Annotated in this window: 11 protein-coding genes; 4 read left to right on the top strand and 7 right to left on the bottom strand. The window is 73.5% G+C overall.

The features are described from left to right. Positions 1-51: 51 nt before the first annotated feature. The 3 genes from ACZ45T_RS32795 (at position 52) to ACZ45T_RS32785 (ending at position 3,824) form a co-directional block, all read left to right on the top strand. Complete coding sequence (locus tag ACZ45T_RS32795) at positions 52-1,137, top strand: saccharopine dehydrogenase family protein (RefSeq protein WP_468447777.1); 1,086 nt, start codon at positions 52-54, stop codon at positions 1,135-1,137. After that, positions 1,134-1,784: a TetR/AcrR family transcriptional regulator gene (locus tag ACZ45T_RS32790; RefSeq protein ID WP_468447776.1), complete on the top strand. Its 651-nt coding sequence runs from the start codon at positions 1,134-1,136 to the stop codon at positions 1,782-1,784. Before ACZ45T_RS32795 ends, ACZ45T_RS32790 begins: the two co-directional genes overlap by 4 nt. Before the next feature lie 102 nt (positions 1,785-1,886). After that, positions 1,887-3,824 carry a CASTOR/POLLUX-related putative ion channel gene (locus tag ACZ45T_RS32785; protein ID WP_468447775.1) on the top strand — a complete coding sequence of 646 codons (1,938 nt, stop codon included), beginning with the start codon at positions 1,887-1,889 and terminating at the stop codon, positions 3,822-3,824. Between the two features lie 50 nt (positions 3,825-3,874). Here the strand turns inward: ACZ45T_RS32785 and ACZ45T_RS32780 are convergent, their stop codons facing one another. The 7 genes from ACZ45T_RS32780 to ACZ45T_RS32750 form a co-directional block, all read right to left on the bottom strand. Beyond that, positions 3,875-5,821: a flavin monoamine oxidase family protein gene (locus ACZ45T_RS32780; RefSeq protein WP_468447817.1), complete on the bottom strand. Its 1,947-nt coding sequence runs from the start codon at positions 5,819-5,821 to the stop codon at positions 3,875-3,877. Positions 5,822-5,970: 149 nt separating this feature from the next. After that, positions 5,971-6,708, bottom strand: coding sequence for a carbonic anhydrase (locus ACZ45T_RS32775; protein ID WP_468447774.1), 738 nt, complete (start codon positions 6,706-6,708; stop codon positions 5,971-5,973). 1 nt (position 6,709) lies between these two features. After that, entirely contained in the window at positions 6,710-7,975 is a 1,266-nt protein-coding gene (locus ACZ45T_RS32770) for a type III PLP-dependent enzyme (protein WP_468447773.1), read from the bottom strand. Next, positions 7,972-9,786, bottom strand: coding sequence for an IucA/IucC family protein (locus ACZ45T_RS32765; RefSeq protein WP_468447772.1), 1,815 nt, complete (start codon positions 9,784-9,786; stop codon positions 7,972-7,974). The genes ACZ45T_RS32770 and ACZ45T_RS32765 overlap by 4 nt, the downstream gene beginning before the upstream one ends. Then, positions 9,786-11,054 (bottom strand): MFS transporter, encoded by a 1,269-nt coding sequence (locus tag ACZ45T_RS32760; protein ID WP_468447816.1) that lies wholly within the window; start codon positions 11,052-11,054, stop codon positions 9,786-9,788. The genes ACZ45T_RS32765 and ACZ45T_RS32760 overlap by 1 nt, the downstream gene beginning before the upstream one ends. A 116-nt stretch (positions 11,055-11,170) precedes the next feature. Beyond that, positions 11,171-12,973, bottom strand: a complete 1,803-nt coding sequence (locus ACZ45T_RS32755; RefSeq protein WP_468447771.1) for an IucA/IucC family protein — start codon at positions 12,971-12,973, stop codon at positions 11,171-11,173. Then, on the bottom strand, positions 12,970-14,160 hold the full coding sequence (locus ACZ45T_RS32750; RefSeq protein WP_468447770.1) for an ATP-grasp domain-containing protein: 1,191 nt from the start codon (positions 14,158-14,160) through the stop codon (positions 12,970-12,972). The genes ACZ45T_RS32755 and ACZ45T_RS32750 overlap by 4 nt, the downstream gene beginning before the upstream one ends. A 246-nt stretch (positions 14,161-14,406) precedes the next feature. Here ACZ45T_RS32750 and ACZ45T_RS32745 point away from each other — a divergent pair, with 246 nt between their 5' ends. Beyond that, positions 14,407-15,285, top strand: coding sequence for an iron-sulfur protein (locus ACZ45T_RS32745; protein WP_468447769.1), 879 nt, complete (start codon positions 14,407-14,409; stop codon positions 15,283-15,285). The last annotated feature ends 140 nt before the right edge of the window (positions 15,286-15,425 follow it).

The following is a 15,425-nucleotide window of genomic DNA, read 5'->3' as shown; positions in this document are numbered from 1 at the left end:
GCAACAAGCACACCCTCCCATTTCTAGGTCAGATGACCTAGAGTCTGCGTCATGACTGATGCCCTACGGCACGACCCGTCCGCCCCCGTCCTGATCACCGGCGGATACGGAACCGTCGGCGCCGAGATCGCCCGCATGGTCGCGCTCGCCACCCCGACCCTGTTGACCGGCCGTTCGCCCGAGCGCGGCCGCGCCCTCGCTGCCGAACTCGGAGCCGAGGTCCGCGCCTGGGACCTCGGTGCGCCCGCACCCTTCCGGGCCGACGTGCGGGCCGTGATCAACTCGGTGAACGACCCCGAGGACCGCGTACTGCGCGCCGCCGTCGCGGGCGGTGTCCCCTACGTCGACATCACCCGGTGGACGGCCCGGCTCCAGCGCGCGGTCACCGTGGCCGCGCTGCTCCGGCCCACCGCCCCCGTGCTGCTGTCCTCGGCCTGGATGGGCGGGGTCAGCAGCCTGGTCGCCGCGTCGCTCGCCGCCGAACTGGGCGGCGCCGAACAGGTCGAGATCGCCGTGCGGTGGGACATGGCCGACCGGTCGGGCGCGGACTCCGTGGAGTTCATGGACCGGCTCGGCGTTGAATTCGAGGTGGTCGACGACGGCCGGCGCCGGTTCGCCTCCCCCCTCACGGACGCCCGTACGGTGCTCATCGGCGACACACCCGTGCGGGTCGCCCGCATCGACACCCCCGAGCAGTTCACCCTCCCGCTGACCCTGGGCACCTCCACCGCGGTCACCCGGATCGGCTTCAGCTCCCCGTCCGCCACCCGCGCGCTGCTGGCTCTGCGGGGCACGGGCTTCTTCCGCTGGGCCGGCGGCGAGCGCTGGGCTCCGGCCCGCCGCGCCCTGCTCCACTCCCCCGGAGACGGCGGTACGGCCCGGCTGCGCATCGACGTCTCCCACCAGGGCAGCGGCCGCACCGCGACCGTCACCGACCGGCGCGGGCAGAGCCATCTGACCGCGGTCGGGGCGCTCCTGGGGCTCCACCGGGTCCTGGGCACCGACGGGGCCCCGGCCCCCGAGGGCGTGGTCTTCCCCGAACAGCATCCGGATCCGGTCCGCGCGGCCGGCCTGCTCGCGGCACACGGTGTCCAGGTCGAGCTCGGCCCGGCGGCGCGGAGCGAGGCCGCCGCATGAGCGCGGGGGCGCCGGGCGGGCCGACCCCGAAGGGCCACCAGCGACGTACGGCCCTGCTGGACGCCGCGGAACGGATCCTGAGCTCCTCGGGCGGCGCCGAGCTCACGATGCGCGCGGTCGCCGACGCGGCGGGCGTCCGGCTCGGCCACCTCCAGTACTACTTCCCGGCCCGCTCCGACCTGCTGGCGGCGCTGCTCGACCGCGTCCTCGCCGCCTCCCTGGCGCGCGTGGCCGGACTCGCGGACGCGGGCGATGCCCGTACGGATTCGGATACGGATTCGGATACGGATGCGGATGCGGACCCGGGTGCCGCGGCCGTCCTGGACACCGTGCTCCGCGACCACGAAAACCTGCCCCTGGTACGGCTGTTCACCGAGGTCTGGTCCATGGCCGCGCACGACGAGGACGCCGCCGAGGCGGTCCGCGCGTTCTACGTCGCCTACGCCGGGCACGTGGCCGAGTTCATCCGCGGCCACTCACCCGGCCTGACCCCCGCCGCCGCGCGCTCCCGTGCCGAGGTCTTCGTGATGCTCATGGAGGGGTCGGCGCTGTTCCGCTCCGGCATCACGGGCCGGCCCACGGCGACGACCGACACCCTCCTGCGCGGCGTCCTGCTCGGCCTCCTCGAAGGGCGCGGTGAACCGTAGATCAGCTCTCCATCGGCCGAGGCGTTCCCGGAGCCGGGAGAACTCACCCGTAACCGATCGGATCCTGGCGGGTTAACAAACGGTCGATATGAGGGAGTTCGGATGGCGCAGCAGCACGTGAGGCCCCTCCGGCTGCGCCTCCGGTACCGGTTCGACAACCTGGTGGCAGGGGGAACCACCGCGCTCATCGGCTGGTTCGCCCTGGCCTGCCTGGCCGTCGTGGTCCCGGCGAGCACGGTGCTCGTCTGGGCCGACCGGTCCGCCCCGACGACCCTCTCGGGCCGGCTCACCGCGGTGTGGGTGAGTGTCGGGCAGACGCTCAAGATCGGGGGCGCGGTCGGCTCTCCCCTCTACGTGCTGGCCTCGGTGGCGCTCGCCCTGGTCGCCCTGCTGTTCGTGTCGACGCTGGTCAGTCTGATCACCACCGGCATCAACCGGCGCATCATGCTGCTGCGCCGCGGCCACTCCACCGTCCTGGAGGCCGGGCACACGGTCGTGCTGGGATGGTCCGACCAGATCTTCCCGGTGGTCGGGGAGCTGGTGGCGGCCAACGCCAACCAGCGCCGGTCGGCCATCGCCATCCTGGCTCCGATGGACAAGGTCGAGATGGAGGACGAGATCTCCACGGGTGTCACGGACACCGGCCCGATGAGGATCATCTGCCGCAACGGGCCGACCACCGACCCCGCGGTGCTGGCCAGGGTGAGTCCGCAGACCGCGAAGGCCGTGCTCGTCCTGCCTCCGGACGGGGAGGGGGGCGACGCCCACGTGGTGAAGACGCTGCTCGCCCTCGACGCGGCCGCCGCCCCCGAGGCCGGTGACGCCGTGGTGGTCGCGGCCGTCCGGGACACCCGCAACCACCTCACCGCCAAGCTGGCCGCCGGGTCCGGCGGGCACGTCCTGTGCGTGGACGACATCATCGCCCGGCTCCTCGTCCAGACCGCCCGCCAGCCCGGACTCTCCCTCGTCTACCAGGAGTTGCTGAACTTCGAGGGCGACGAGTTCTACACCGCCGCGGCCCGGGACCTCGCGGGACGCACCTTCGGCGAGGCCCTGCTGTCGTTCACCACCTCCTCGGTGGTCGGCCTGCTGCGCGCCGACGGCGCCGTCGCGCTCAACCCGGACTCCGGTACGACGATCGGCCCGAGCGACCTGATCATCCTCATCTCGCAGGACGACGACACGGCCGTTCGGGCGGACGCGGCCTCCTGCGTCGAGGAGGAGGCGATCGTCACCGCCCTCCCCAGGACCCCGCGCGCCGAACGCCTGCTCCTCCTCGGCTGGAACCGCCGCGCTCCACTGATCCTGGAGCAGCTCGACGAGTACGTGGGCCACGGAACCACCCTGGACGTCGTCGCTCTCGGCGACGATGCGGGGCTGTACGGCGCCCGCGGCCTCGCGATGGCGCGGACCCGGCTCGAAGTGACCTTCCACAGCGGGGACATCACCGATCCCGGGATGCTGGCCAAGCTGGACGTGCCGTCGTACGACAGCGTGATCGTCATCGGCGAGACGGGCCGCGAGCCCACGGCCGCCCTCGCTCCGGCGCGGGAAGCGGAGGCGGAGACCGGAGCCGGGACGGACGACAGAACGCTGGTCACGCTGCTGCATCTGCGGGCCATCGGGGAGGCCGCACACCGGGAACTCGCGCTGACCACCGAGATGGCCGACGACGGCAACCGGCTGCTCGCCCCCACCCGGGAGGGCGCCGACTTCATCGTCAGCGGCCGGCTGATCAGTCTCCTCATGACCCAGATCTCGGAGAGCCGCTATCTGGCCGATGTGTTCGAGGAGTTGTTCAGGGCGGAGGGGAACGAGCTCTACCTGAAGCCGGTGACGGACTACGTCCGGGCCGATCGCGAGGTCACCTTCGCCACCCTCGTCGAGTCCGCGCGCCGCCGCCGGGAATGCGCGGTCGGATACCGGCTGCGCTCGCAGGCCGCCACGGGCCCCGCCTACGGCGTACGGATCAACCCCGACAAGCGGCAGCGGGTCCGCTTCACCGACCAGGACTGGCTGATCGTGCTCGCCGAGAGCTGAGCCGCGCCGGCCGTTCCCCGCGGGTCCCGGCCGGCGCGGCCCTGCGCCGCTCACGGCGCCGAGTGGACCTCCAGGGCGGTCCGTACCGCGGATTCCAGGGCGCCTTCGATCCACGCCGGCTTGATGGAGGTGTGGCACCCGGCGAAGTGCAGGTTGCCTTCGGCCTTGCGGACGTGGGGGAAGAGCTCGGTGTGCTGGCCGGGCAGCAGTACGGAGGCCTCGCCGTAGGCGTACGGGTCGCGCATCCAGGACTGGGTGCGCCCCACGCCGGTGTAGAACACCTCGATCCGCTGCCCGAACACCGCCTGGACCCCGGCGAGCGCGCGCGGGTAGCGCTCCGCGTCGTCCAGGGAGTCCCACTTCAGGGCGTCGTCCGACCAGCTGTAGGAGGCGAGGACCACCCCACCGCTGCTGCCCTCGACGGGGTAGGAGGGCTGGAACATGAAGCGGTTCGGGTTGTCGGTCGCCGAGCCGCCGCCGATGACTCCGGCCGCCTCGGGCTGGTCACGGGTGACGGGTCGGCAGGCGGCGTAGTGGGCGCGCTGGGCCGCGGAGATGTGGCCCTTGGGCACGGAGGGGTGGGCGCCCAGCAGGCTCCCGTCCTCCGGGGTCCGCGCGGTCTGGTAGCTGCGGTGCAGGCCGGGCTTCACCGCCTCCAGTTCGCGCTTCCAGTCGGCCTCGTCGAACTCCCACCAGCGGCGGCTGAACTCCAGCAGCACCTTGGTGGCGGCGTCGTAGTGCAGTTCGGTGATGGCGCGCCGCTTGCCGTACGAGAGCGCGGGCGCGACCGGGATGTGGCGCAGCCCGGAGAAGGGGACGGTGATGATCGCGGTGTCGGCGGTGAAGGTCTCCCGCTCCACGGGGCCGTTACGGCCCTCGGAGACGGTCTCGACGGTGACCTTGCCCTCTCCGTGCGTGATGCGGGTGGCGCGGCGGTCGAGCCGTACGAGGTCGTCGACGCGGGCGTAGAGCGCGTCGGCCAACGTGGCCGTGCCGCCGGGCAGTTCGAAGAAGGCGGTGTCGGGGCTGATCAGCGAGGCCCCGATGAAGCTGTGAACGAAGGCGAGGTGCAGCCGGGAGGTGAGGTTCTCGACGGTGCCGATCAGGTCGATCGTGCGCTCGTCGAGCTTCGCCTCCTCGGTGAGGTAGCGGAACATCGACATGTGGCCGTAGCGCTGGATGACGCGGGCCCAGCCCTCGACGAGCTCCTTGTCCTTCTTGCCCTCGATCTCTTTCCGCACGGGAGCGAAGGCATTGCGCACGATCTGGGAGGCGGGCAGGGATTCGTACGCGGCGGGGACCCCGAAGGAGCGGTTGAGGGCCTGCGGGTTGCTCGCGTAGTCGGCGCGGCGGACGCGGACGCCGTTGACGTAGATCCACGTGCGGTACGCGGGGCGGCCGGCCCCGTCGACGTCGACGAGGTGGAAGCGCCTGCGCTTGAGGCCGAGACCGTCGATCAGGCCGGTGACCAGCGGGTGGCTGTCGGGGATGCGCATGGCGCCGGCCTCGGCGTACTGCTTCGGGTCGGCGAAGGGGGCGGTGGACCTCTCGTGGCCACCGGTGCGGAAGGTCTTGATCCGGCCGCCCACCCGGTTCGCGTTCGCCTCGATGACCGTGACCTTGTGCCCGGCCTCGCGCAGCAGGTGGGCGGCGGTGAGCCCGGCGGGCCCGGCGCCGACGACCAGTACCTTCTTGCCGGGGCGGCGGGAGCGGGGCAGACCGTTCTTCAGGAGGACGTCCGCGTAGCGCGGCACCAGAGGCTGGTCGTCGTCGTCCCGCACGAGGATGGCCCGGGCGATGGTGAGGCAGGTCTCCCAGTCGGCGCTCGTGGCGCCGGACGGGGCCTTCACGGCCCCGGCGGACGCGGCGGCGACGGTGAGCGCACCGGCTCCCGCCACCGCGGCGGCGCCCGCGCCGGCGATGACGGTACGGCGGGACGGCCGGCGGGCGGGCGCAGGCGTCGGCCCGCCCGAGGGGCCCGGAACTGCGTCGGGCATCGGGTCGGGCATCGGGTCAGAGTCGATGATCATGAGTCAACTCTCGCTGCCCACAAGTGCCTTCAACGCCGAAAGGTGCCTGGGCGCAGAACAATCACCCGGACGTGCGGCACGGTCCACCCGGCGCTGACGAACTGGGATTCGGCCGGTCAGTGGATGCGGCGCACCCGCTGACTGGTGAGTTCGTACCGGGCTCCGACGACGGCCAGTTCCCCGGCCCTGACCTTGGCCGCCAGCTCGGCCTCCGCGGCCAGCCGCGACCGCACGCGCCGCACGTTCGCGGTGATCGCCGCGTCGACGCGGGCGGCGCCCCGGAGCGTACGGTCGATCGCGGGCCGGATCTGATCGACCAGGTACTGCATGTGCCCCGGCAGCGGCGCTCCGCCCTCCGCGGCCCGTACCGCCGCGGCGACGGCCCCGCACGACTGGTGTCCCAGGACGACGACCAGCGGGATGCCCAGCTCCAGGACGCCGTAGGTGATGCTCCCGAGCACCGCCTCGTCCAGGACCTCGCCCGCCGACCGTACGGTCAGCAGGTCGCCGAGGCCCTGGTCGAAGATCAGCTCCGGAGGAACGCGGGAGTCGACGCAGCCGAGGACGGCGGCGAACGGATGCTGGCCGCGGACCAGCGTCTGGCGCACCGTGCGGGTCTCGTCGGGATGTCGCTCGTGGAGGGTCCGCCACCGCACGTTCCCCGCCACCAGCTCCCGCAGCGCGGACTCGGGCGTGCCGGGCCGCGCCCCGTTCGCTCCCCCGGCACGGGAGCCGGGCCGGGTCGCGGGGGGACCCGCCACCAGCCCGGCCCCCACGGCGACCGCACCCGTCAGGGCCACCCGGACCAGCCGGCGCCGGCCCGGAACCCCGTGATCTTCGGCGTGAACCGTCATGTCACGACAAACTAGGCACATCCCGTGTCAGGAAGTGGAAGCCGGGCCGCGGGTGCATCAGGAAGTCGTGGTGCGAGATGTTCCACGCGTAGGCGCCCGCGAGCCCGAAGGCCACGCGGTCCCCGGCCCGCAGACCGGGCGCGGGCACGTTGCGGGCCAGCAGGTCCTTCGGGGTGCAGAGCTGGCCGGTGAGGGTGACCCGCTCCGTACCGGCGGCGGGCCTGGGCCAGGGGTGCGGCCACTCGTCCACGGGAACGACGCTGCAGGGCTGGTCGTGGCCCTTGGTCGCAGGGGTGCGCATGTGGTGGGTGCCGCCGCGGACCACGGCGAACTCCTCGCCGTGGCTGTGCTTCACGTCCAGCACCTCCGTGGCGTACCAGCCGCAGTACGCGGTCACCGCGCGCCCCGGCTCGATCCGCAGGGTGAGCTCCGGATGCGCGTCCGCGAGCCGGCCGAGGCCCGCCCCGTACGCCGCCCAGTCGAAGCGGTGCTCCGGGGCCGCGTAGTCGACGCTCATGCCGCCGCCCACGTTGACTTCGGCGATCCGGATCCGGTGCCGCGCGGCGAGGTCGGCCGCCCAGCCCACGACGGACCCGGCGACCGCGAGCTGTTCGGGGGCGTCGAGGCCGCTGGCCAGGTGGGCGTGCACGCCCAGCAGCTCCAGCTGCGGGTAGGTGCCGTCGGTGAGCAGGCGGACGGCCGTGTCCGCCTCATCCGGGTCGAACCCGAAGGGGGTCGGCCGGCCTCCCATGGTCAGCGAGCTGCCTTCCAGGGAGGCGGCGGCGAGCGGGAGGTTGAAGCGGAGCAGGACCCCGGGGCGGTACGGGCGGCCCGATGCGCCGGATGCGCCCGATGCCCCCGGTGCGCCGGGGACGGTGCGGGCGGCGAGAGCGGCCAGCATGCGGAGCTCGTGCAGGCTCTCGACGTGGAAGCGCTCCACGCCCAGTTCGAGGGCGGTCGTGAGCTCGGCCGGGGTCTTGCCCGGGCCGCTGAGGGCCAGCGGGCGGCCCGGCATCGCCTTGGCCACATGGGCGAGTTCGCCGCCGGAGGAGACCTCGTAGCCGTCGACGTACGGGCCGAGGGCGGCCAGGATCTCCGCCTCCGGGTTGGCCTTGGCCGCGTAGTACAGCTCGACCCGCTCCGGGAGAGCGGCCCGTACGGCGGCGGCGTGCTCGCGCAGCGCCGTCAAGTCGTAGATGTAGGCGGGCAGTTCGGCCTCGCCGAGGGAGAGCAGGCGATCGCGCACCGCGGGGGTCGGGGTGGTCATCGGGCGCTCCGGGTGTCGTGATCGTGGTCGTGGTCGCCGTCGGCCTGCTGCTGAAGCACCTGGGACAGCACGTCCTCGGCGAGCGGGGAGGCGAGCCGGACGTAGCCGGCGTCGCGGTCGGCCTTGCGCTCCCAGCGGGTGAGCAGGTTGGCCTTGGCGGGCAGCGGCACCCCCGCGAGCAGGGCGGCCAGGCGCGGCGGGCAGCCGTGCCGGTCGGCGTACGTCTGGAGGGTGGCGCGGACCTGGGCCCACAGGGCGGCCTCGGACTGCGGATGCAGGTCGGCGAGGGCGGCGAGCACCTCGGCGATGTGGTTGACGAACAGGCAGTAGACGACCCGGTCCCACCCGCGCTGGGCGTCGTACGTCATCGGGTTCGCGACGTCGGCCGGCAAGGACGCGAGGAGATCCGCGTGCTGCTCGGGGACGAGCTTGGTGCCCTCCAGGTCGCGGAAGAGGACCTGGGCGGGCATGCCCTCCTCGTCGACGCAGACGACCACGTTCTGCAGGTGCGGTTCGAGGACGAGCCCGTGGTCGAAGTACGCGGCCAGGACGGGCGGGACGAGCAGCTTCAGGTACGCCGCCCACCAGTCGAGGCCGGCCTGCGCCGATCCGCCGGACGCCCCGCCGAGGAGGCGGGAGATGTGGCCCGGTCCGGTGGGGTACTCGTCGGCGACGGCCGCGGCCAGCAGCGGGGTGGTGCCCGGCATGAGACGGGCGAGCAGTCCCTCCCGGACGATCACGCCGAAGCCTTCGAGGAGCGAACGGTCCGGGGTGCCGTCGGGGCCGGGCAGGGCGATGCTGCGGTAGCCGGGCTCGCGGAGCATGGCGGTGCCGGGGAAGCGGGTCTCCAGGTCGGCGAGGACCGGGGCCAGTAGACGGGTCAGGGCGACCGCGCCGGACAGTTCGTAACTCGCGTTCTTGCGCAGGCAGTTGGTGATGCGGATGTTGAGGCTGAACTTCAGGAAGGTGTCCCCGTCGTACAGCGTGCGCACCGAGGCGGTGGCGGCGAAGGGCTTGCCGCCGGTGCCCAGGTCCAGGATGTCGCCGCGGTCGAACGCCGCGCGCAGCTCCGGGTGTTCGCTCAGCATCTCGTACTGCCACGGGTGCGCGGGCAGCAGCCGGTAGCCCTCGGGGACATCGGCGCGCAGCCGGTCGAGCGCCTGCACGGCTCCCTCGGCGGCGGTCTCCTGCGCGATCAGGTGCTCGCGGACGGCGAGGTGGCGCAGCCGGAAGGAGGCGCCGGTCTCGGGTGCGTACGCGAGCCAGGAGGCGGTGTCGCCGGTGCGGGCCTTGGGGGTGGGGTGGAAGCGGTGACCGAAGACGAGGGACTGCTCGGACTCCAGGTAGGCGGCGAGCCCGTCGCCGTCCCCGACCACGGTGCCGGTGGCCGGCCGGCCGGCGCGCACGGCGAGCGCGGCGGAGACGGCCTGGTGGCTGGAGGCGACCTGCTCCAGGAACTCCTCGTTGCGCACGTCGGTCCGCAGGGCCAGCTCGTCCTGGACGTACTCGGCGAGGCGGCGCCAGCCGAGCTCGGCCCAGCCCCCGTCCTGCTGCTCCCGCACCGGTCCCGTGAACCGGTGCGCGCCCAGCAGTGACGTGCGGCGCAGGGCGGCGCGCAGCAGCACCCCGCGGCGGGGCAGCCACAGCAGCAGGTGCCCGTCCGCCACGGCGGTCTGGTGTTCCGGACCGGACAACTCGCGCAGCAGGCAGTTCAGGAGGGTGTGGGCGACCGCCTCGTCGGCCGTGGGCAGCCCGGCGGGAACGGCGGATGGGGCGGCGGGGGCGGTACCGAGTGCATCGGTCAGAGACATCAACGGCTCCAGCGGGTGCGGAGAGAGCGGGGGGAGCTGAGGGAGCGGAGGTTCAGGGCCGGGAGGGCGGTGGCGCAGACCGTGACCAGCGCCACGGCGGTGCCGGTCAGCACGGGCGCGGTGGGCCCGTACAGGCTGTTGCCCGCGGCGGCGGCCAGGCCGGCGACGACCGCGCCGGCCTTGGAGAAGAACTCGATCGAGCCGAACAGCCCGCCGGGGGCACGGCCCTTGGCGCAGTCGGAGGCCATCACGGAGAGGCAGACGAGGCCGAGGGTGAGGCCGGTGCCGAGCAGCAGCCGGACGGCGACCAGGGTGGCGAGCGAGTGGGCCAGTCCGTGTCCGGCCAGCCCGAGGGCTATGCAGGCGAAGCCGATCGCCACGCCCAGGCGGGGACGCCGGTGGAAGGCCGAGTGCACCCACATCGCGGCGGCGAGGTAGCACAGGTGGGGCAGGGCGAAGAGGATGCCGGAGACCACCGGGGAGGTTCCGGGGATCCGCTCCTCTATGAGCGAGATCAGGTACGGGAAGGAGATGACCGTGGAGAAGACGAAGGCGAACTCCAGGGCGTACAGGCCGTGCAGCGAGGTGACGCGCTCGGTGCGGGCGGCCTCGCCCTGAGCCGACGCCGCCGGTGCCGGTGCCGGTGCCACGCCGCCGTCGGCCGGATCGTCGGCCGCGGGGGTACGGGGCTCCGCCCGCCCGCCGCGGGACTCCGGCAGTGCGGCGATCAGCAGCGCGGCCGTCAGCGGCAGGACGGCGAGCAGGGCGTACTGGCGGTGCGGGGACAGCCAGGGCGACAGACTGCCCACCACGATCGGGGCGAAGACGAGGGCCGCGCGGGCGGCGCCCTGCATCAGGGTCAGGGCCTTGGACAGGTCCGGGCCCTCCAGCCCGGCGCCCAGATAGCCGTTGGAGGCGGCGAAGGTGCCGCCGAGGATGCCCTGGAGCACCAGGGCCACGGTGAAGGTGGCGATCGAGTCGGCCCAGCCGGCCAGCAGGAAGGAGACCGCCAGGCCCAACTGGGCGCGCAGCAGCAGTCGTTTGCGGCCGAACCGGTCGGCGAGCCGCCCCCACAGGGGGGCGCCGACGGCTGCGAAGACGGTGGGGACGATGTAGAGCACGCCGGCCCAGCCGGCGTCGCGGTCGCCGAGTCCGGGGAGGATCTCGGTGAGGAAGGGCGGCAGGCCGAGCGCGGCGAAGGAGGCCACGAAATAGCATCCGGCGACCGCGTGCACCTGCTTGCGGCCGAGGGCCGGGCGGGCCTCCACCGCGGCCGGAGCGACCGGAGCGACCGGGGCGACCGGGGCGACCCGGGAGGCCGGAGCGGCCGGAGCGGCCGCCGGGGAGGCCGTCCCGCGGCGGCGGTCCGGGGGCGCGCTCGCGCTCACGGTGAACCCTCCCCTCTCAGCAGGTAGTTGGGGCCCGTGGTGTAGTGCTTGTTGATGTCGGCGGCGCCCGAGCGTTCCTTGCTGAGCAGGGTTCCGGCGCTGACCATGGCCTTGACGGGCAGCTGCGGGGCGTCCAGGACGTGGGCGCGCAGCGTGGCGCCGGGCTCGCCGGGTCCGGTGCCGAGCCGTTCGACGGCCTCGGCGAGGCGGTCCCGTACGAGGTCCAGCAGGGCCGCGGCCTCGGCGCGGCCGTGCCGTGCCAGCCCGAAGGCGTACGAACCGGCGCACAGGTGCAGGGTGATCGTGGTGAACATGTCGGTGAGCGGGCGGTCGTCGTCGCAGAGGACGCGGACGTCGTCGAAGCCGAGCGGGGCGTCGGCGCCGAGCGTCGCGCGTACGCGGGCGGCATTGACGCGCGGGCTGTCGTCGTCCTTGAGCAGCAGCCGCATGCGGGTGTGTCCGGCCGGGCCGTGGTCGAGGACGAGGGAGATGTTCTGCTGGTGCGACTCCAGGGCGATGCCGTAGCCGAAGAGGGTCGTCTGCCAGTCGAAGAGCAGCCGCAGGTAGGTGTCGAGCAGGGCGATCGGGTCACCGCCGTAGAACCGGTCGGCGAGGTGGTCGATCAGCAGCCGGCCGCCGGGGGCTTCCGCGAGCAGCGCGGCGAGCGGGGTGACGACCGCGTTCTCGAGGCCGGCCGGGTAGCGGCGGCAGAGCGCGACGAGGAGCTCGTGCCCGGCGTGGGCGTAGACGGTCTCGTCGGCGTGCAGGATCACGCCCTGGAACCGCGGTTCGCGTGCGACGACGGCTTCTATCAGGCGCTGGCCCGCGACCCCGTCGGCGAGGAAGCCGGGCCGGATGATCCGGCGGTTGCGCAGCCCCAGCGTGGCGGTGGCCATCGGGACCTTGATGTGCAGGGTGGGGTCGTCGGCGACGGCGACCGTACGCATGGACAGCGTGGGGACGACGTCGAGGTACGGGCGCTCCGCGAGGACGGCCCGGTCGGCCAGGCCCGCGGCGCTCAGGGCCTCGCGCAGCGGCGCGCCGACGGTGAGCGGGTGGACGGGCAGCGCGAGGTGGCTGTGGTCGAGCTCGGGCAGGCCGAGATCGGAGGGCGTGGGCCAGACGGCGGGCAGCGCGGCCGGGCCGCCGGCCACGGTGAGGTCCTGCTGCGGCACGGCGATCCAGCGCATCGCGAAGCGCGGGTGGAACTCCGGCGCGTAGGCGCGTAGTTGGTCCTCGTCGAGGCCGGAGCGGCCGCGCGCGGTGGGGTACACCGGGTGGTCGAGGCGCGCGGCGAGGGTGTCGTACGCGAGCCCGCCCGCGAGCCCGGTCCAGTCGGCGGGGTCGGCGCCACGGGTGGAGGCGAGGGTGCCGGCGGCCAGGCCGGCGGCGACCTCGTCCGCGGTGTCGGCGTGCAGCCGCATGGTGGCGAGGGTCTGACGGCATTCCTCGGCGAAGGCGTCGAAGCCGCCCCGGTCGACGGGGTCGGCGAGCGCGCCCAGGGCGTCGAGGACCTCGTCGTGGGTGGTCAGTTCGCGGCCGTCCGACTCCCGGGCGAGCAGCGGCAGCCGGGCGGCGTACACGCTCTGGTAGCCGTCCTCGACGACCGGGAGGAGCAGGGCGTCGCCGTCGTCGGCGGGCAGCCGCAGCCAGCGGCCGTCCGTGCGGTCGACGGCGGTGGTGCGGGTGCGCAGGCCGACGACGTCCTCGCGCAGGAGCGCGCCGAGGACGCGGAGCAGCAGTTCCGCTTCGGTGGTTTCGGCGGACGTGACGATGGCGGCCGGAGCGGTCGTGGTCACGGGGTGATCTCCCAGCGCTGGGCCGCGAGGTACTCGGCGGCGACCCGGTCGACGGTCTTCTGGTTCTGGCCGATCGCGCGCAGCACTCCGATGTAGTCGCGATTGGTGTGGTACAGCTCGTGCCGCTCCCCCACCGCGCGCAGCGGACGGTACGTCAGCTCGACCCCGTCTACGACGAGGTCGACCGGCTCGGGTGCGGAGGTGAGCGTGCCGGCGCTCTGGGCGCAGGGGTAGTCGACGAGGGCGGCGCCATCCGTGCGGGCACCGAGGTCGGCGGGCAGCGGCTCTCCGAGGTGGGTCCGCAGGACGTGCTCGAACAGCGGGATCTCCAGCAGCCGCGCGAGCATCAGGTCGATCTGGTCGCCGATGGCCCGGTAGTTGACCTCGATGATGCGGGCCCGGCCGTCCTTCACGACGAACTCGGTGTGGCAGATGCCGAATCCGACGCCGAGGGCGTCGAGCTGGGCGAGGACCTGCTCGACGACCGGTTCGGGGTGGGCGCTGACGAAGGTGCAGCGCTCCTCGATGAAGTACGGGGGCGCCGACAGCCGGGTGCGGAAACCGCCCAGCACGTGGCGGACCCGTCCGTCGCCCAGCGTCTCCAGACTGCACAGTTCGCCGGCCAGGTACTCCTCCACCACCAGGGCGGCCTCCGGTCGGCGGGCCTGGATCTCCTTGCAGCGCAGGACGAGTTCCTCGAGCCCCTCGACCAGCACCACGTCCTCGCTGGCCACGCCCTCGCGGGGCTTGACCACGCAGGGATAGGGCACGTCGAGGGCGGAGAGGACCGCCGGATCCTGACCCGCGGACAGCTCCGTCGACCACGCCGTGTCGAGCCCGCTCGCGGCGAGGTGGCGGCGCATCTGGGCCTTGTCCTTGACGCGCAGCGCGGTCCGCCAGTCCTTGGCGGGGAGACCGAAGTAGTCGGCGGCCAGGGCCGCCTGGGTCTGGAGGTGATCACTGTTGGTGAACACCGCGTCGGGCGCGTGGTGGGTCGATATCCGGCTGATGACCGCGCGGAAGTCGCGGACGTCGCACTCCAGGACCTCGATGTCCGGCCCGGCGTGGCGGTGCGCCTGGGGCTGGTCGGTGAGGACGGTCACGTCGAGGCCGAGTCGGGCCGCGGCGGGGAGGAACCCCTCGGTGACCGAATCGGTGGGGTTGAGTGCGAGCAGGTACAACCGCATGGGCTGAGCCCCTTCCGAATCCTGAGCAGTGGGGGGTGGGTGGTGTGAATGTTTTCCGGCACGCCTCCGTGCCGACGGATTCCCGCATCCGCCGGCAAAGGCAGCTTAGGTTAGCCAACCCTTAGTCTCAACTCACGTTCGGGACATGAGACCTGACGTGCGGCATGATCATAGATCATTGGGTTAAGGTAAGGCTTACCTACTCTCCCGTACCGGAGTTTCCGTGCCGCACATGATCGAGAACCGATGACCGCACGTCAGCGCGTCGCGTCGGCCGAACGGCCCGCTCTGGACGCCGCCGCCACGCTCGCGCGAACGTACGGCCGCCTCACGGCCGCCTGTGAGGTGCTGGACGTCCGGGTGGCGACCTCCGCCGCACGGCCCGGACGCTGGGTCAGCGGCGCGGAACTCGCCGAACCGGCCGAACCGGCCACGAGCGGTCAGGCCCTGGACGCCTTCATCGCCGCCGAGGCCGCCCGCATCCTGGCGGGCCACGGGCACGATCCGCGCCCCGACGTCGCCGCGTCCCGCGCCCTGCACGACTACCTCTGGTCCGTCAGCCTGCTGATGAGCGGCGCCTGGTACCTGGAGCGGCGCGTACCGCGCATCCGCCCCCGCGAGGTGCGCGTGGACCTGTCCACGGGCGCCTTCGAGATCGTTCCGGGGGCCGGTTTCGCATGCCTGCCCGGCGATCCGGCGGCGCACCTGCCGGGCGCCCGGGTGGTGGCCGACGAGGAGGCGCTGCGCGCCGAACTGCGCGCGGCCGTCGCCGATCACGTACGGCCGCTGCTGGCCGCGATCGGGCCGCGGGTCCGGCGCCGGGACCACGCCCTGTGGGGCATGGTCGCCGACGACCTCGTCTCCGGGATCTGGTACCTCGGGCGCACCCTCGGCCAGGAGGAGCACGCGGTACGGGAGGCGACCGAGCTGCTCCCGACCGCCATCGCCCCCTTCCCCGGCGGCGCCGACTTCAGGCGCCTCGCGGACCGTCGGGGGAACCTGCACCCGACCCGCACCCGGCTCGGCTGCTGCATGTACTACACCCTCGACTCGGCCCGGCCCTGCGCGACCTGCCCACGGACCTGTGACGCGGAGCGGCTGCGCCGGATCGAGGACGAGGGCTGAGCGAGGCCGCAGCGCCTCCCCCGTAGAAACCGAAAAGGACCGGCCCGGGGGGGGGGGGGGGGGGGGGGGGGGGGGGGGGGGGGGGGGGGGGGGGGGGGGGGGGGGGGGGGGGGGGGGGGGGGGGGGGGGGGGGGGGGGGG

Source organism: Streptomyces sp. NPDC030995, assembly GCF_055571215.1.
This window is presented reverse-complemented; position numbering and strand designations above follow the sequence as displayed.